The sequence below is a fragment of the Bacillus nitratireducens genome (genome assembly GCF_001884135.1).
Taxonomy (GTDB): domain Bacteria; phylum Bacillota; class Bacilli; order Bacillales; family Bacillaceae_G; genus Bacillus_A; species Bacillus_A nitratireducens.
Window position 1 is genome coordinate 20,467 of sequence record NZ_MAOC01000091.1, and the last position, 16,883, is coordinate 37,349.

General features: G+C 33.1%; 17 protein-coding genes and 2 pseudogenes. 3 read left to right on the forward strand and 16 right to left on the reverse strand.

Going from position 1 to position 16,883, the window contains the following annotated elements; all coding sequences use genetic code 11:
• Nucleotides 1-304: 304 nt before the first annotated feature.
• From BAU23_RS24955 to BAU23_RS24985, 6 genes and pseudogenes are all read right to left on the reverse strand, one after another.
• Nucleotides 305-934 (reverse strand): LysE family translocator, encoded by a 630-nt coding sequence (locus BAU23_RS24955; RefSeq protein ID WP_071735349.1) that lies wholly within the window; start codon nucleotides 932-934, stop codon nucleotides 305-307.
• A gap of 209 nt (nucleotides 935-1,143) precedes the next feature.
• Nucleotides 1,144-1,359: a hypothetical protein gene (locus tag BAU23_RS24960; RefSeq protein WP_001104090.1), complete on the reverse strand. Its 216-nt coding sequence runs from the start codon at nucleotides 1,357-1,359 to the stop codon at nucleotides 1,144-1,146.
• Nucleotides 1,360-1,716: 357 nt separating this feature from the next.
• A pseudogene (locus BAU23_RS24965) lies at nucleotides 1,717-1,878 on the reverse strand (zinc ribbon domain-containing protein); the annotation flags it as partial.
• A 105-nt stretch (nucleotides 1,879-1,983) separates the two neighbouring features.
• Nucleotides 1,984-2,835 (reverse strand): DUF2935 domain-containing protein, encoded by an 852-nt coding sequence (locus BAU23_RS24970; RefSeq protein ID WP_001078039.1) that lies wholly within the window; start codon nucleotides 2,833-2,835, stop codon nucleotides 1,984-1,986.
• A gap of 333 nt (nucleotides 2,836-3,168) precedes the next feature.
• Complete coding sequence (locus BAU23_RS24980) at nucleotides 3,169-4,614, reverse strand: L,D-transpeptidase family protein (RefSeq protein ID WP_071735351.1); 1,446 nt, start codon at nucleotides 4,612-4,614, stop codon at nucleotides 3,169-3,171.
• 214 nt (nucleotides 4,615-4,828) lie between these two features.
• Nucleotides 4,829-5,251, reverse strand: a complete 423-nt coding sequence (locus BAU23_RS24985) for a YhfM domain-containing protein (RefSeq protein ID WP_071735353.1) — start codon at nucleotides 5,249-5,251, stop codon at nucleotides 4,829-4,831.
• Between the two features lie 135 nt (nucleotides 5,252-5,386).
• Here BAU23_RS24985 and BAU23_RS29495 point away from each other — a divergent pair.
• Nucleotides 5,387-6,359, forward strand: a pseudogene (locus tag BAU23_RS29495) (IS1595 family transposase).
• 79 nt (nucleotides 6,360-6,438) lie between these two features.
• Here BAU23_RS29495 and BAU23_RS24995 read toward each other — a convergent pair.
• On the reverse strand, nucleotides 6,439-7,182 hold the full coding sequence (locus BAU23_RS24995) for a class I SAM-dependent methyltransferase (protein WP_071735357.1): 744 nt from the start codon (nucleotides 7,180-7,182) through the stop codon (nucleotides 6,439-6,441).
• A 328-nt stretch (nucleotides 7,183-7,510) separates the two neighbouring features.
• Between BAU23_RS24995 and BAU23_RS25000 the strand changes: the two genes are divergently transcribed.
• On the forward strand, nucleotides 7,511-7,801 hold the full coding sequence (locus BAU23_RS25000; RefSeq protein WP_001176324.1) for a hypothetical protein: 291 nt from the start codon (nucleotides 7,511-7,513) through the stop codon (nucleotides 7,799-7,801).
• 290 nt (nucleotides 7,802-8,091) lie between these two features.
• Here BAU23_RS25000 and BAU23_RS25005 read toward each other — a convergent pair whose 3' ends face one another.
• The 6 genes from BAU23_RS25005 to BAU23_RS25030 all read right to left on the reverse strand — a co-directional run bounded on the left by BAU23_RS25005 (nucleotide 8,092) and on the right by BAU23_RS25030 (nucleotide 14,121).
• The gene (locus BAU23_RS25005) at nucleotides 8,092-8,721 is read right to left on the reverse strand and encodes a class I SAM-dependent methyltransferase (protein ID WP_071735359.1); all 630 of its coding nucleotides are present in this window, start codon (nucleotides 8,719-8,721) and stop codon (nucleotides 8,092-8,094) included.
• Between the two features lie 131 nt (nucleotides 8,722-8,852).
• Nucleotides 8,853-9,848, reverse strand: coding sequence for a D-cysteate sulfo-lyase (cuyA, locus tag BAU23_RS25010; RefSeq protein ID WP_001046627.1), 996 nt, complete (start codon nucleotides 9,846-9,848; stop codon nucleotides 8,853-8,855).
• Between the two features lie 200 nt (nucleotides 9,849-10,048).
• Entirely contained in the window at nucleotides 10,049-11,287 is a 1,239-nt protein-coding gene (locus BAU23_RS25015; RefSeq protein WP_000710419.1) for a DUF4073 domain-containing protein, read from the reverse strand.
• 403 nt (nucleotides 11,288-11,690) lie between these two features.
• Nucleotides 11,691-12,149, reverse strand: a complete 459-nt coding sequence (locus BAU23_RS25020; RefSeq protein WP_000615632.1) for a VOC family protein — start codon at nucleotides 12,147-12,149, stop codon at nucleotides 11,691-11,693.
• A gap of 538 nt (nucleotides 12,150-12,687) precedes the next feature.
• Complete coding sequence (locus BAU23_RS25025; RefSeq protein WP_000637404.1) at nucleotides 12,688-13,323, reverse strand: LysE family translocator; 636 nt, start codon at nucleotides 13,321-13,323, stop codon at nucleotides 12,688-12,690.
• Nucleotides 13,324-13,539: 216 nt separating this feature from the next.
• On the reverse strand, nucleotides 13,540-14,121 hold the full coding sequence (locus BAU23_RS25030) for a DJ-1/PfpI family protein (RefSeq protein ID WP_000756894.1): 582 nt from the start codon (nucleotides 14,119-14,121) through the stop codon (nucleotides 13,540-13,542).
• A 142-nt stretch (nucleotides 14,122-14,263) separates the two neighbouring features.
• Between BAU23_RS25030 and BAU23_RS25035 the strand changes: the two genes are divergently transcribed.
• The gene (locus BAU23_RS25035; protein WP_000372086.1) at nucleotides 14,264-14,701 is read left to right on the forward strand and encodes an Lrp/AsnC family transcriptional regulator; all 438 of its coding nucleotides are present in this window, start codon (nucleotides 14,264-14,266) and stop codon (nucleotides 14,699-14,701) included.
• Nucleotides 14,702-14,797: 96 nt separating this feature from the next.
• Here the strand turns inward: BAU23_RS25035 and BAU23_RS30340 are convergent, their stop codons facing one another.
• The 3 genes from BAU23_RS30340 to BAU23_RS25045 form a co-directional block, all read right to left on the reverse strand.
• Complete coding sequence (locus BAU23_RS30340; RefSeq protein ID WP_000007788.1) at nucleotides 14,798-14,971, reverse strand: hypothetical protein; 174 nt, start codon at nucleotides 14,969-14,971, stop codon at nucleotides 14,798-14,800.
• A 29-nt stretch (nucleotides 14,972-15,000) separates the two neighbouring features.
• Nucleotides 15,001-15,921: a class I SAM-dependent methyltransferase gene (locus BAU23_RS25040; RefSeq protein WP_002076561.1), complete on the reverse strand. Its 921-nt coding sequence runs from the start codon at nucleotides 15,919-15,921 to the stop codon at nucleotides 15,001-15,003.
• A gap of 190 nt (nucleotides 15,922-16,111) precedes the next feature.
• Complete coding sequence (locus BAU23_RS25045) at nucleotides 16,112-16,585, reverse strand: DUF4188 domain-containing protein (RefSeq protein ID WP_000501003.1); 474 nt, start codon at nucleotides 16,583-16,585, stop codon at nucleotides 16,112-16,114.
• Nucleotides 16,586-16,883 lie beyond the last annotated feature (298 nt).

The following is a 16,883-nucleotide window of genomic DNA, read 5'->3' on the forward strand; positions in this document are numbered from 1 at the left end:
AACACATTCTTTCCCAAATGTTCAGTTAAAAAATGTCTTAGACTGCATTTAGTTGGTATAACTAGATTCCTCTATTCTAGTTTTCTAAATGTAATGCTGGAAAAGATTTAACCTTGTCATTGGAGGGCACATATATTCATGACAATTAATTAAAATAGATCCTGCACTATGAAATAAATTTTTAGATAAACCAAAATAACAAGCAAAAAGCCCCTTCCAACTTGAAGGGGCTTTTAGTATATAGAAATTAGCTTAAATCAAAGATAACATTTCTTGAAAGGGGGCATTTTTATATGATTCAGGTTTATTGAGGAGCCTTCGTTTGAAGCAACTTTAACCCCATACCAATAAAAATCATTCCAGTTACTTTATTTAGAATCATTCCTACCTTTTGATTTCCTCTTAATTTTTTCGTGACATATGAAGAGAAATAAGCAACAAATAAACACCACAATAGTCCAGTTACTGTAAAAGTAATTCCTAAAATGATAAAAGGCATAGGACCTGAAGCTTTTGTATCTATAAATTGCGGAAGAAACGCAATAAAGAATAAAGAGACTTTTGGATTCGTGAGACTTGTTAAGAGTCCTTGTAAATATATCTTTCTAATGTTCAATTTATTGGATGAAGCTTGGAAAGCTACATTTGTTTTATCAAGTATCATTTTAATCCCTAAATATACAAGATAGATAACACCTATAACTTTAATGGTGTTAAATAACACAATGGATTTTGTAAGTATAATAGATAAACCAAAAGCAACCAATAACGTATGAACTAAAGAACCAGTAATAATACCAAAAACAGAATACACACCTGCTTTTCTACCTTGTGAAATACTTCTCCCCATAATATACATGGTGTCTGCGCCAGGAATTAGATTTAATAAAATCCCTGTTAGTAAAAACACTTCGTAATTAATAATACCGTACATTTTAGCACCTCTATCTATTTTTTTGGTGCCCTTATTGATATTAAATGAAATAAAAGAAAAAGAAAAGTGTTTTCTATTTATTCAATAAAATCAATGATTTTTTGATTTACAACCAATAAAACTGATGGAGTGTATCATTCGTATTGCGGACCCAAAACTCACTATTGAATAAGTAAAACCCCAGAAATCCAAAGATCTCTGGGGCTTCATTATATATTTAGCTCTTTTTGCTTTTTATTTTGTTTATGTCTATAAAGCAATTTTCGACTTATGAGAGAAATCAGTAATAAAATCAGTATTAGTATGAAAAGTTGCATAAATGATAAATCAAAATATTTAGCACCCGTAACTATTAAAAGTGTAGAAATCGTACCTTTTACAATGAAAAAAATAATAATCCATAATCCGCCTTTTTTCCAGTTCATTTTTATATTACCCTTTCCTACGTTTAAATTCTTAAATGGGACACCTTAATAGAAATCTATTATATTAATAAAAAAGTAAACTTTTTCACAAAAATCATGTCCAATTACATGTGACGATTTCATAATAAATGAAAATGATATTCACTGTCAATTTTATTGACTATTTTAATTCTGATCATCTCCATAATAGGACGACTTGAATATCCATTTTTTCATCTCAATCTCTTTCCACTTTGTTTCTTCTGGGGAATGTGTAAGGAGATAATAAAGTTCTGTGAACTACCCACCACATAGTATCTCTTATGAGCTTACTTGAAGTGGTGACTTCTCGGTTAATCGTTACTTTTGATAGCTGCATTAATCACGACTTATTTTTAGTCCACACGAACACTCATATGTTCTTTCAGATAGTGGCATTTCTTTTTTGTTTCTACAACCGCCACACACTTTTGTAGAAGGAAATCACTTATCTATTTTCACAAGCTGTTTGCCTTGGTCTTGTAGCTTATACGCTAAGTATGCTTCATTACATTGCTTGGAAATATTAAAAATTACAAAGAAAAGAAGCTAACAATAAATTGTTAACTTCTCAGCTAAAGGCAAAATAGTATCTTTTCTTATTTTTTAATATCTAGGTTGTGATTTAATATTGGTAAGATGAGCATCAAACATATCAATTATTTCAAGAAATCTATCAGCTTCACGAAATACATGGTCTGCTAATAATGGATGAATGATACTCTTTATTTTACATTGCTCAATTAAATCACGTGCCGTTTTCTTAAAATCCCGAAGAGATGTTACTGATACACGATTTTGATCTAAAAATTGATCTAAAAGAGGAACTGTTTGAGATTGTGGTTTCATAGATTCTAAGTCAATTGCTTGATACATTAATTCATCAAAATCATTGCTAAAATTCCGTGCTGTATCTACAAGCTTTCTTTCCGATGGATCAAGAAGATGACCAATAAATTTAGCATGGTCTGCCATAATCCTTAAAAAGAAAACATTTTCTTTAATAATAGCATCAGGAAGGGCATCTAATTTACCTTCATTTAATTCAATTAAACGTTTTCTAAAATAATCGGCTTCCCTACTTGTATGGTCAACTAACAGTGGAAAATTATTTTGCCCTGGCAATTTACATGTGAGAATTAATCCTAGAATTTTTCGTTTAAATCCCCAAATATTAGTTGCAGCTTGTTGTACTTCTGAATTAAATTTTTTTATTTGCCCAGGATCTGTTTCATTTGTATAGGAATACGCTATTTGTTCGATATGTTCAAACAATCGATAAAATTGATTAGCTTCTTCGATTAGTTGGGTATCCTCACATCTAAACCCCAATCGAAGAAAAAAAGAATGCTCCTTCATGATTCTAGACCAAAAACGAATCTCATTTAATGACCGTTCAACAAACATTACAGACGTAACACCCGTATCAGGATGTAATGAGGTTTCATCCCTATTCATTCTTAATCCCCCCAGTAAATACTAAGCTAGTTCTATTCTTATGAGTCAATATATATATAAATGCCATTAATAAAAATCCATGATGATATTGAGCAGGTCCTTTTGGAAATAAAGAAAAGACACCATCGGGTGCCTTTCTCTGACTTGATAACCACATTTTATGTTTAAATGTACCTAGCTTATATTTTGTATTTTTTATAACTATCCCCCTGCACACGAGAAGTGCATAGTATAAATAATAAAAAAGAAGCAGAAAATCACTCACGATTTTCTGCTTCTTTTTTTAATTTAAGTTCTTGATACATACATCGCTTCACGCAAGATTGCTATTTTCTAGTACACAATAACTGGATCATTAGTGTTCAAACTATCATATACAGTTTTTGCAACATTAGGAAGAAGGTTTACACACCCGCCTGATCCCCCTGCTAAATAAGCATTATTTGCCCAGTCTTTTCGCCAGCCTGCATCATGGAATCCTTGGCCGCTATTTGTGAATGGAACCCAGTAATCTACTTTAACTGCATAATCAGCTTTACCTACTGCGCTGCCTCTCAGCGTGTATGGAGTTCGTTTATATAAAACGTACCACACACCTGGTGATGTATCTTCACCCGTGCTATGTTTACCAGTTACTACATTTGTTGTGACTGCTAATTTTCCGTCTTTGTAAATCCAAATTTGTTGCTCTGCAATTGAAACTTCCGCATACGTGTCTCCGATGCCATTATTCGATGTTGTTTCATAACCGATACCTTCCTTCTCCCAACCATTTCCATGGATATTAGAAGCAGATAGCGATTTTTCACCCTTTTCAAAAGCTTGTTGAACTTGTTTTGTTTCTTTTTCAACATCTAGTGCCCAGCCGTAGCCTTGTCCTTTTACTGATATGACCGAACCGGAATGGGTTTTAAAGCTGAAATTTTTATTTAATGTTGATTTAGCATTATTAATTTCAGCAATCTTTTTCTTAATATCGCTCGCATCGATTGTAACCTTCATATCCTTTGACATAGAGGCATTTTGAATTAAATCTTTCGCTTTTAAAGGATAAACTTCATTCTGCACTTTATATTCAACTGACTGCCCAAGAAAATTTTGTAATGCTTCTTCCTCTTTTTTGACAATCGGATCGTCTTCTTTAATAGGTTCTATGTATGTAGACTTCAGATAAATTTCACTTTTATACTTCTGCTTGTCGTAATCTTTCAGTAGACTAGTAACGTCATACTGTTTTCCATCAACGCTCTTCGAAATAACAACTTTTCCTTGTTCAAGCTTCGCCATAGCATCTTGAGGCGCTTGTAATTTTTCATTCATAGAGATGAGCTTTTCTTCTACAAGTTTTTTCATCGTTTCACTACGATACTGATCCGCCTTTTCCGGTAGCACTGAATAATTTTTTTCCTTTGAGGAAGGGAAAAATGTCCACTGGCTTTTTAATAGTTTCTTAACTTGTGGCAAATCTTTTTCCGTAAGTTCTGTTTTTGTCTCTTTTTCATCTAAAATTTGTTGTTGATCGACATAGACTTTGTTTGCTAGTCCAGATGTTTTTAATTTCTGTATTGCCTGATCAGCACTCATACCACCAACTTTTGTGTCATTAATCGTAACATTCGAATTGAAGTGAGTTGCCTGATAATAACTCATTCCCCCAATGAGAAGTGCAATTATACCAATACCCGCTACGATAAACTTCCAATTTGTAAAACGTTTGCTTGATCTTACTCGTTTTCTATCAACTTCTTCAACTGATTCATTTACAGTATTGTTGTTCATCAATCTTTCCCCCATATACATTAACGTCAATCGATTTTAAACCAAAACCATTGACTAGTGTACCTTATTTTTCCTGAAATTTCATTATTTTTAACTAGATTTTATCGCATTTAATTAATCAACTTTAGTTTTTTAATAGAACAACACATTGAATAGTCCCTTACAAGTAATAAATCGTTACAATAAACACCAAAAAGTTAAGTACCATATACTTTTATTTAGCTAACTTCTCTCCGGTAACAATCTGAAACAAGGTGTCTGCATTTTTTCCTTCTAATTGAGCATACCGATTATCCCCCGCCATTACTTCTACTTTATCTTTATTAGGACTAATCCAAATTTGATATGACACAGCTTTCGCCTCTATTTTCGGATTTTTAAACTGCAAAATAAACTGATAATCAGCTGAACGCGACATTTCCGATTTTTTATTTTCATAATGAATATCATTTAATATTTTCTTTACTTGCAACACCTGATTATTGTCTGTCACTATCTTAAGATTTTCATATTTATCATCACCAACATGTTTTTGCACTTCGATTCTTTGATCTTCATTTCCTAGTATATTTGAACAGCCTGTTACTATGAATATACAAATAGCAACAAAAACTAAAGTCAAATTTCTAATTCGCATATTAGTCCCCCTCTTTTTAATAGCCTCTTTTTGTATAGATTGTTGCTATTTTGACCATCCTTCTGAGAGGTAATAAAATTCTCTTTCAGGAGGGATTTTATTATGTAGAAAAACGTTTATGCCAATTTTTCAGATTTGCCAAAACATGAACAAATCAAGCTATTTAATCTATTAAAAGAAGATTTTTTTCTAACGATGAAGAGAATATGAAGGATGCTTTTACCACCATTAGGGAAATGCGTTTTAAAGAAAGGTTAGGTTGTGTCCATTGCGGTAGTGTAAAGGTAAAGTGGAACGGCAAGTATAGAGATAGACAGCGTTATCTCTGTCGTGACTGTGGAAAATCTTTCAATAACTTATCTAATACCCCTATTTCAGGGACACGTTATCTTGGAAAATGGTCGAAATATTTTCAAATGATGGTCGAAGGTTATTCCCTCCCCAAAATTGTGGAACGTCTAAACATCCACTTATCCACCGCCTTCTATTGGCGACATAAAATCCTGTATTCCCTTCATTCGATGGGGTTTCAAATGTTGAAAGGGATTATCGAGAGCGATGAGACCTTTTTTAAAGGGTCTTTAAAAGGGCGTAGTAGTTTAGATAGAAAGCCCAAGAAACGCGGAGGAAGAGACGAAAAGAGAGGGATTAGCAATCTTAAAATTGCCGTTGTGGTGGCTCAGGACCGTAATGGACAAGTTATTGTCCAAAAAGCTGGAACTGGTCGTGTGAGAGCTGAAGAAATTGATGCGGTTATCGGATGCTACATTGACCCTTCTTCGTTGCTATGCACGGACACAGCAACTAACTACAAGAAATTTGCTCTAATTTAAGCTCTGAAACACGAACCTATTAATCTAAGCAAAGAAGGATATGTAAAAAAGGGCATCTACCATCTCCAAAACGTCAACAACTATCACAGGCGATTAAAAGGCTGAATGGATAGGTTTCAAGGAGTAGCAACCAAATACTTGGACAATTACCTTTATTGGTTCAACTTTCTTCAACAAAGCAAAAAATTGGCGGAAAAAGAACAGATAAATCAATGCTACTTAGTGCCTGTCAAAATTCTAATCAAATCACTGTGAATTTTCTGCGTGAATTATAAAAAACAGTCATTCCTTAGTGAAACGGCTGTTTTCGTAATTCAATAAAATCTCCCAGATTGCGGTAGATATTTTTAAATATTATTTTGTTTTTTTTGACTTGATTATAATAAAAGATGGACTTCGCGATTCGTTTATTAAATCTGGCATTTTCTCTATCCCTGCCAAAATTGATTGTGGTTCGATTATTTTATCCAGCGAAAGCCCGTGTTCAATCAAAGTATTTATTAATGTGGCAACAGTTCTATGATAAATAACCACACTATCGTCAACAAACCAGTTGTGTACTCTGATACCTTCTTCTTGATAATTATCTAATGCCCAGTGTGATTTATTACCATCCTCAGTTTTTATCCAATGGTTGCTTCCTTTGCGAGCTGTTGCTATTGGATGTTCGGTTGAAAAGATAAATTCACCACTGCTTTTTAATAGTTCATTAATCTTTTGAATCATTGCCGAGTAATCTTCAATGTAATGTATAGAGAGGGAACTTATAATCAGGTCGAACTTTTGATTGGTTAGTCCCATATCCTCCATAGGAAGGCACATAAATTCTATATTATCATCCTGATTTAACTTTTTAGCACGTTCAATCATATTTTTGGATATGTCTATACCTATTACGTTTTTTGCACCATTTTCTATACAATACTTTGAAAAATGACCATCACCGCAACCCAAGTCTAATACCGATTTTCCTTTCAAACACAGAATTAATGATTTGATTGCTGGCTGTTCTATGAAGTCATTAGCGTTTATTCCACTTTCACGCAATGCTGTGTAGTTTTTGAAGAAATTCGGATTATCGTAAATATTTTGTTTCACTTACATCACTCCTCTGATAAGGTTTTCATAGATTAAACTGACTTCTGTTTCCAAATTATCATACTAACCATAAAAATTTTGTCATCCTTTTATTATAGTAATGGTTTTTAGGAAGATATCTCGAACTCAATACTTTCACAATCCTGCCCGTTTGCTGAATAATCTGCTGTAAATATTATACCGTATTAAGAAAATTAACCTTTATTTTAATTAAAAGCAACAATCTTTATGAAAAGAGCCTTTTAATTAAAAGTATCTCTAATTGTAAAATAAAGGTAAACACCTTAAATTAGACATATAAACACTAATAAGGAAGGAGTGCCATTCCATGCAACTGAAAACATACACTTGGAAAAGTTATACGTTTCTCATTGTAAGTATATTCGTTACTATTAGTCTATTTCTCTTCTCACCTATTTTAGACAGATTTGGAGTAGAATACGTGGTTCCTTTCGCATACTTCATATTAGCTTCCACTGTTATAGCAATTATATTAGCAGTTATCTCTTTTTGTAGTCGTACCGAAAAGAAAATTTTATCTATTATCGGTTTAACCTTTACGTTATTTAATACAGCAATTATTTTATTTTCCCTTTGGTTCGGTTACCATTTCACGTAAAATATAAATATAATCCGTAACCTAAAAGAAGTATTAGTATTATAGAAATGCTGAGTATCGTGTATATGACCCATCTTAATGTTGTACTCATATAATCACCCCTCCCACATTCCAATAATTCCATTATATAACAAATGATTCATTAAAAGTTTAAAACGTGCTTTAAAATAAATTAAGCGAAGTAAGGGACGCCATTTGACTCCCCTTACTTCGCCTTTAAAGAACAATGAGTGAATAGCTTACTCAACCAACTTATTAAGTAACCTTTCACTATTTTTACACAATGGTAATTATATTGTTTTTTGACATTTGATCATTATAAATTTAAATGGAGGTTTACTTGCCATATTTTTATGTGGCTCCACAATTTCCGTAGTTTCCATCAGTCCATATTTTCCAAAGTCTTGTTGTACCGAGTCAACATCATAAAAATACATTTTTACCCCTTCCATTATCTCGAAGTAGTCTTTACCAAGTTGTTTTCCCTTCCCAAACATTGGGGCATCTTTAGAAATAGTAGTAAAAATCATATATCCGTTTGGTTTTAACTGACTATAACAATCTTTAATAAACTTCTCTCTCTCATCCCTATTCAACAAATGAATAAGTGCATAAGAAAATATGCCATCATACAGTTTGTTATCAAAAGGCATATCCGTAACTGAACCATGGAATAAATTAGCATTAATTTCATTTTCCCTCGCCAATTCAATCGCCGTTTTTGAAATTTCAATACCTGTTACATGTATTCCGTTATCAATAAAAACCTTTGCATTTCTTCCATATCCAATACCAGGAATCAATATATCCTTCACTTTCTTTTCAAGGAAAAAATCCTTCGTCAATATTGCGGAATCTGCAGCTTCAAATCCCCACATCATTTGATTTTCTATAAAACTTGCTTCCCAAAATTCTGTCATACATCAATCTCCTTTATATATATCGTTGTTTACCGTTGAATGTTGAAAAATCAGCGCATATTCACGAAATTGTATCAAATTTCAACATTAATTCAAAACAAAAAGCATTGGATACCCAATGCTTTTTACACTTACGCAAATAGAGACGTATTCGCATATAAAGCTGGTGAGCCACCTGAATGTACGAATAAAATGTTGTCCTCTTTATTAAATTTACCTTTTCTAATTAAATCGATTAGTCCCGCTACTGCTTTACCTGTATAAACTGGATCAAGTAAAATACCTTCAGTTTTCGCCAGTAACTGTACTGCTTCAACCATTTCTGGTGTTGGTAAAGCGTATCCTGGTCCTACATATTCATCAAAGCATGTAACTGCTTCGCGTGAAATAGAGTTTGGAATACCTACGTGAGCTGAAGTTTCATCTACAAGTTTTGCTACTTTCTCTTCTTGCTCCGCTTTTCCTCTACTTACGTTAATTCCGATTACAGGAATTTTGCTTTGCGTTCCAGAAAAACCAGTAATTAAACCAGCATGCATACCAGCGCTACCACTTACACAAACAACTGAACTGAAATCAATTCCTTGCTCGAATGATTGCGCCATAATTTCTTGCGCACAAGCAATATACCCCATTGCACCAGTAGGATTTGATCCACCAACTGGTATTACATATGGTGTATTACCTTTTTCACTAACTTCTTTCGCTACTTTATGCATCTCTTCCATAAGATCTGCTCCGTTTGGCACAACAATTACGTTTTCAGCACCTAATAAATGATATAAAAAATAGTTTCCGTTAAAGTCTGGCTTTTCTTCTGGCTCAAGCCCTTCTTCTAGCACAAGAATACATTTCATTTTTTCTTTTACCGCAGCTGCAAGTGTTAGACGGCAATGGTTTGACTGAATACCACCAGCTGTAATTAACGTATCTGCACCCTTTTCCTGTGCATCCGCAACTAGAAACTCTAACTTTCTCGTCTTATTACCGCCAGCTGTTAAACCAAGTAAATCATCTCGTTTAAAATAAATAGTCGGCCCACCAAGTACTTCAGAAAAATTGTTTAATTTTTCAATTGGTGTATATGATTCTGTATATTTTTTTCTCGGGAATTTAGCTAAATTCATTGTAACGCTCCTTTTGTACTTCTTTCACAATATATGTAACGATACTATTATTACATGGAAAAATGGTGAAGTCATCTTTCTGAATTTAAAATGTATTGAATTTCAATACGGTACATGAAATTTACATCGACGTTTTTTTAATATATCGACTTATTAACAAAATAAAAAGAGCCTTATCTCATTAGATAAGGCGCACCCAATCACTTATGTACCGAAAAACGAAGAAGTTGTGTTAATCCTGGCTCTAAATTCATTTCTCCTTTGTGACGTACGTATACGATTTTGTCGCCATCAAATTTCGGCGGTTTTCCTGGATTATACGTATTCCACTCGTTCGTTCCTTCTACAGAGTACTCCATATATTCTGTTGCACCAACGATTATATTTTTACTATCATCAGCGGTTACATTTGGTGCCATTTGTGCGATTTTTGCATCACTAATTGATAATTTCTTTATATCCTTATCACGTTTATAATCGTAAGCCGTTACGACTACATCGTTACCATATGCTTTTATTTGTAATCCTTGTTTGAAAGAATATCCATCCGGCGCAGTCTTCTCGCCACCATTTGGTCCAGCCGACATCCAACCAGTTTCAATTCCGCCCGTATTTACAACCGTAAATCCTTTTTCATCTCCGCCTGTAATTTTCTTTTTACCAGCCCAGTCCGGCAAATTTAAATCCCAATGCGTATGACTCGTGAAGAAAACAACTTGCGGATAGTCTTTTAATATATCGTACAATTTATCAACGTTTAAATAGTCTTGTAAATACGGGTTTTGTCTTGATCCAGATACTGTATCAGGTAAAACGTGATGAGAGAAAATGAAAATTGGCTTATTTTTATCTTTTTGACTATATTCTTCTAAATTTTGTTTTAACCAACCTAATTGCTCATCACTCATATATACTTCATCCCACATTTTTGAATCATGGTATTTCATATATTTTTCAGTTCCTAAAAATAAAAGCGGATAACCATCTAATTCTTTTTTATGATATACCTTATCTTGTCCGCTAAATTTTAAATATCGATTAAACAATGTCTCTTCCGTTACACCATTTGGCCATGTATTTTGAGAAAGTTTCCCATCAGCTGTCCATTTACCAGCGTAAAATTCATGATTCCCAACAGTTGACCATACATTTTCCGGATGCTTATTTTTGTTTAGCACTCGCTTTACATCATCATATTGTGACTGCTGTCCAGTTGGTGTTATATCCCCATTCATAATAAGCGCTCTAGAAAGTGGTGTCACTTTGTTCATATCTTTTAATACGTGATCAAAATCCCCTAAATCCCCTTGAATATCACTAATAACATTAAACATCGTCGCTGTTTTCCGTGCTTGTGCTTGTTCTTTTCCCTCAGCATTCATCGAAAACGTTGGTAATAACACTGCCATAACGGCTAACGAAGCAACTGCCTTTTTCATACAATTTCTCCCCCCTAATAATAGAATGTATAAACTGACATGTTCTGCGTTCTCTTAGTTGCTTGTCCAATTCATATTATAAAGAGGGATTGTAAAGATTAATGGAGTAAAAATTTAAGTATTTTTTAAGAGATTTTGTCTTTTTTTCGCATTCCACAATTATCGATTCGCGCCAATCTAACTTTCTACCTTTTAACATTAATTAAATGTAAATTTATTTAATACATCTTTTAGTTTAATACGTTGTCTTTTAATCTCAGTTACATTACTACAACAAAATACTCTACCTTTTTAAGTTCTCTTCATTTAATCCGAATAACTCTGGTAAAGTAAAACGTCCATCTTTTCTGTATATTTTCCACAAAAAAATAACGTTTTTCCCCTTTTATAGATACAATCTCATTTATTTTTCTTGGTGCTCCGCTTCCCACTCACTTAAATAAGATGCATATTCTAATTCATCTGGATTATCATGTAACATAGAAATAAACTCTAATTTATTCCCATCACAATCCAGAAAGTATACACTTGCAGCTGGCATCCACCTTTGGACAATTGGCTCTTGATTTCCTTTCCCTTGGCTTCCCACCACTTCTATTCCACGATTCTCTAACCACAATTTAGAAGTCTTTAGAAATTCTAAATCTACACCAAAAGCAAAGTGTTTTATCTCAAAATCTTCAATATTATGTACTTCCCATAGTCCAAGCATTTGCTTTTTACTTTCTCCTACCCAAAAGAAGGCCACCTTTCTTTTGGATAGTTTTCTTGCTAATGCTAACCCCAACTTATTTTGATAGAAATCTATCGCCTTTTCTAAATCTCTTACATGTAAATGCGTTTCATATATGTTCTGTATCATTCTGCTTATTCCTTTCTTTATTAGTTAAGTAGTTACTGTAATTCTAAATCTGAAGTATGTATAATCATTGTAATTTATCTTCATATCCGATATACCTATTTACTATTCTATCGAAATTGAAATATGATAAATCCAACTGAGGTAGTAAATTCAAGTAAAAATTCTACTAATTTTGGAGGAAAAATCTCCAATACATTCAGATGAAATCATATTTAAATAATAAAAAAAACGTTATTCTTTTAGTAAGAATAGCGTTTTTGACTCTTGGAGTTAGTTAATATTTTTCAGTAAATAGGTATGTGCAATTACCCCATCACTATCAAGCTAAGTTCATACACCGTCAATTATAGTAGAGGTTGTTTCTTTTTTAAAAGGCTATGTGTAAGGAATTTAACCCTCCCCCAGGAATCAAAAAATTTCTGAGGGGATGCCTACGTAATATAACATATTTACAATTACATTGCGTTTAGGTTTAAAATGCGTATCTTTTTCATCTATATTTCAACTACCATATTTAAGTTTATAAGAGTTATGCTTTTTAAATAAAAGTAATTACTTGTTTTATAAACTCGTAACCAAAATAACCACTAAATCCGAATAGTACTATTGCGGCAAATATAGATACCCATTTAATAAAGGTTGGATTTAGAAACCGTCTAGTAAAATGAACAAAGCTTAATAAGACCATATCATGCATAAAGATACCTAATAAAATACCTACAGCTATTAATATAAATGTTGATGTACTTGCATTACCTAATGAAGAAACTAGAACCGGCCCAAAGATCCCTATCCAAAAGACAATATTAGCCGGTGATATAGCAATCATAAAACCAGACAAATAAGCTGTTAATAAAGATTTATTAGGATCTTCTCCCTCTATGTTAACTTCTGACTTTGCTTCTTTAATACTTTCTATTCCAATAAACATTAAAAACCCAAAACCTAGTAACCACATAACTGCTTCCACCCACGGATTGGTTAATACACTAGAGAACCCTAGATAAATCAGAACTATTAAAGATAAATCTACAGTCATTCCTCCTATACCTACAAACCAACCATGTACGAAACCATTTCTCATTCCTTGTTTAGTCATTTGGACAGTCATAGCACCTGCAGGTATTGATAAAGATAAACCTAACAATATATATGTAAAGAGTGTTACAATCATAAAAATTCTCCTATTTTAATCAATTATTATTCTTTGTATTAAATTATGCATGAAAAGGGCACTTACCTTTGATCGATTCATTACCATCTGTTATTACATATTATTTCCATTCTCTTTTATCTGGAGCAGTCACCCAATTAGATGACCACTCTTTTGGACCATGTTCGTTAAGATATTTTAAAATACTCCAAGTACCCCTTTGTTGAAGAGCAATGCCTAAAACCCCATAAGATCCTTTACATGTTTAGCGTTCTTTTTAGATGTTAGTTTTTCAAGTAATAAAAATGCAACATCAAAAGCTGTACCTGGATTTGAAGATGTAATAATGTTTCCATCTTGAACGATTAAATCATTTTGTACTATTGCACCGAAATTCTTTAACTGCTCTTTTCGTTTACTCGTTGGATGACTGTATGTGGTGGCTTTTTTATCTGTAAGAATTCCGCTTTTTCCAAGCGCTAATGATGCGACACATATACTGGCAATAGGCTTCTGCTTGGCATAAAAATGTTGAATAACATGTAAGAATTCTCTACTATATGCATCCCGATAAAAACCAGCTTCTTCAAAACCTCCTGGAATAGCTAATGCATCAAACTCATCTAATTGAATATCATCAATCGTTTTTTCGGGTATAACAGTAAAATTCCAAGTACAGGTTAATTTATTCCGAAGACCAACTGTTACGACCTCAGTTGATCCATCTCCCTCCCATTTATTCCAACCTAGTACATCTGTAAATACACTAGCTTCTACTGCTTCAAATCCATCAGCTAATAATAATAAAACCTTTTTCATATCGTAAATCGCCTCCTGTTATCCTTATTTTATACAAATATATAAGGCTGATAAATAAGTTCAATAAGGATATTCGATCATTTGGCTTTATTATATAAGGAATTTAGGTTATTCTATTTTATAAAAAAAGGTTGGATGATTTATGGATCAAATTGATAAAAAAATCGTGGGATTATTACAGTCAAATGCAAAAATTTCAATGAAGGATCTAGCAGAAGCCGTTCACTTATCTGCTCCGTCAGTAACCGAGCGAGTACGGAAGTTAGAGGAGCAAAAAATTATTGAAGGTTACCATGCACATGTTTCTCTAAAAAAAATAAACCGTCCAATTTCTGCACTTATATTGTTTAAATCAAAGGATTGTAAATCATTAGCTAACTTTTGCTATAATCATCCAGATGTACTTGAGTGTTACAGAGTAGCAGGGGAAATTAGCTATATTGTCAAATTAGCAACGTATTCTGTAGAAAGTTTAGAACAATTTATTGATGATACAATGCAATATGGTACACCATCAACGAATATCGTGTTATCTTCTTATGAAAAAAAAATAATTGCTCCTTTTATTAGTGAAGAATAAAAATACTGGCACAATCAATTAACTATTACTTACTCAATAATCCTTAATCCTTTAAAAATAGCCCTGATTTTTTTGACTGTATAAAAACCAGGGTCTCTAATCATTTTTATCGTTTTTGGGTAACCCATTTTTATTAGCTGGATAACGATGTGCAATTACCCCTATATAAACATTTAAATTATTCTTCACAATCCCTCTACTTCCAATAGCAACATGCTTATTACTTCCCATCACTACACCCCATTTCCTTTTTCCCACAAAAAAAGACACAGAGATTTCTCCCCATGTCCACTAATTCCTTACTTCTTCACCGCATGCACATAATGCACCGTCTCAAAAGCTTCTAAATAATCGTTTCGTCCCTCAAAATATAGTTTATTAATATCCTCTGGTGATAAGTGCTCATAAATAAGTAAACCCGCCTTTTCTAATAGTGCTTCCATTTCGGCATAAGAAAAACATGATTTCATCGGTTCTCCGCCTACCATAGCCATTTTCACCATGTTTTCAACCCGATTAGATAAACCTTTTTCCGTAAATAAGTTTTCATCAGGGTAATCAAAAACGATAGAACTCCCTTTTGGAACCATCTCGAATAAACATTCTATTAAACTGGAAAGTTCCTCTTTCGTTAAATAGTACGTAACACCTAAAAGGCTAAAGAAATTCTTTTTATTTTCAAATCCTTCATTTACTAATTTTTGCTTAGAGAAATCCTTAGTAAAATCCATCGAAACAAAATGAAGATTGCTTGGAATTTCTAGACCTGATTCTTTCACTCTTTGTATTTTAAACCCTTGCGTAGAAGGATGATCCACTTCAAATATTTCTATTTTATTTTCTAATTCTCGGTGTCTAAAACTAAACGTGTCTAAGCCTGCACCGAGTATGACGTATTGCTTCGCGCCTAATGCAATTTCATGTAATAGCACTCTTTCACAATATGCCGCGCGTGCCAAAGGTGTTGGTGATAATTGAACTTGTGTAATCCATTTTAAAATTTCTTTCGGATTGTCTTGAAGCTGCTTTGCAATGTCTTTATTGAAAAAATGTATTCCTTGAACCATGTTCATTTCAATATCATTACGTTCTTTTTGTGAAATAAGATCTTTAGCTACATAATCATCAAAGATTTTAGAACTATCAAATTCACTATGATACGCCCTTCCGAAAGCTGATACTAACGACGTTACACTTGCTTCACCTTTTTTCACGCACATACACTCTCCTTCATTTCCACAACAAAAATAGGGTCCCCCTGGCCAGGAGAACCCTATTATACACTTTATTTTTATATTGGTAAATTATAGCATAAATAAGTTTTTTTGTCAAGTTTTTAACCTGCTACTACTCCGACACTTTGTATATTCTCTGGCAGGAAAACCGAAACTACATACGGAACTTTCCGAATTATTTATCCATTCTTTTTTGAGCAGTATTAGTATCTTGAGATACTGGTATGTGTTCGGTAGCTCTAGATAAACCGGTTTTTGGCATATTAACATAGATTGCTTCAGAAGCACCTTTTTCTATTTGATAAGTTTCGTGAAAAACACCGACACTCCCATTATCTTTAATCTTATTATTGTAGGATTTCCAAGCAGATGAATGGTTTTTTCCGTGAGCGTAGTTTACTAATTCATCGAATCCCTTCCAGTATTGAATTAAGACCACCTTTCTCCAACTAAATAAGAATTCGGTATGTAAGAAACCCCATTGTGGGTTTTGATACAATTCTTTAATCATAGGTCCCATAGCATTGAAAACTGGTAGCCACTTCCAAAATTTTAATAGGTTATTAATACGCATACCAATAATAAAAACAACAAATTCTTGATCCTTGCTATTGGCTATATGCCTGCCGTTAAAAATTTTAGCCCCCACTTTAATCCCCCTTTTTTACTGAACATAAATAATGTACAGCTCCCAAATAAACCATAACACTTTCCCCTGAATTTTCCAATTAATTTAACATAGATTATGAAAGGCCGTATTTAACAATAAAGGGTATATGTTTCCTACCTTATTATTATTTATTCTAAATCTCCTTTTCACCAGGTACATTTCCATAATATATTTCAATAACGATAGCATTGCCGCCCCCTTTCTAAACAGAATATTTTTTTGTAAAATTTTCAGCCCATTACTACTCAGCCACTTTGTATATTCTCCGGCAGGAAAA

Bases quoted from the DNA above. Each gene is read 5' to 3' on its own strand.
- BAU23_RS24955 (WP_071735349.1), bottom strand. From the start codon at position 934: ATGTACGGTATTATTAATTACGAAGTGTTTTTACTAACAGGGATTTTA.
- BAU23_RS24960 (WP_001104090.1), bottom strand. From the start codon at position 1,359: ATGAACTGGAAAAAAGGCGGATTATGGATTATTATTTTTTTCATTGTA.
- BAU23_RS24970 (WP_001078039.1), bottom strand. From the start codon at position 2,835: ATGAATAGGGATGAAACCTCATTACATCCTGATACGGGTGTTACGTCT.
- BAU23_RS24980 (WP_071735351.1), bottom strand. From the start codon at position 4,614: ATGAACAACAATACTGTAAATGAATCAGTTGAAGAAGTTGATAGAAAA.
- BAU23_RS24985 (WP_071735353.1), bottom strand. From the start codon at position 5,251: ATGCGAATTAGAAATTTGACTTTAGTTTTTGTTGCTATTTGTATATTC.
- BAU23_RS25000 (WP_001176324.1), top strand. From the start codon at position 7,511: ATGCAACTGAAAACATACACTTGGAAAAGTTATACGTTTCTCATTGTA.
- BAU23_RS25005 (WP_071735359.1), bottom strand. From the start codon at position 8,721: ATGACAGAATTTTGGGAAGCAAGTTTTATAGAAAATCAAATGATGTGG.
- cuyA (WP_001046627.1), bottom strand. From the start codon at position 9,848: ATGAATTTAGCTAAATTCCCGAGAAAAAAATATACAGAATCATATACA.
- BAU23_RS25015 (WP_000710419.1), bottom strand. From the start codon at position 11,287: ATGAAAAAGGCAGTTGCTTCGTTAGCCGTTATGGCAGTGTTATTACCA.
- BAU23_RS25020 (WP_000615632.1), bottom strand. From the start codon at position 12,149: ATGATACAGAACATATATGAAACGCATTTACATGTAAGAGATTTAGAA.
- BAU23_RS25025 (WP_000637404.1), bottom strand. From the start codon at position 13,323: ATGATTGTAACACTCTTTACATATATATTGTTAGGTTTATCTTTATCA.
- BAU23_RS25030 (WP_000756894.1), bottom strand. From the start codon at position 14,121: ATGAAAAAGGTTTTATTATTATTAGCTGATGGATTTGAAGCAGTAGAA.
- BAU23_RS25035 (WP_000372086.1), top strand. From the start codon at position 14,264: ATGGATCAAATTGATAAAAAAATCGTGGGATTATTACAGTCAAATGCA.
- BAU23_RS25040 (WP_002076561.1), bottom strand. From the start codon at position 15,921: ATGTGCGTGAAAAAAGGTGAAGCAAGTGTAACGTCGTTAGTATCAGCT.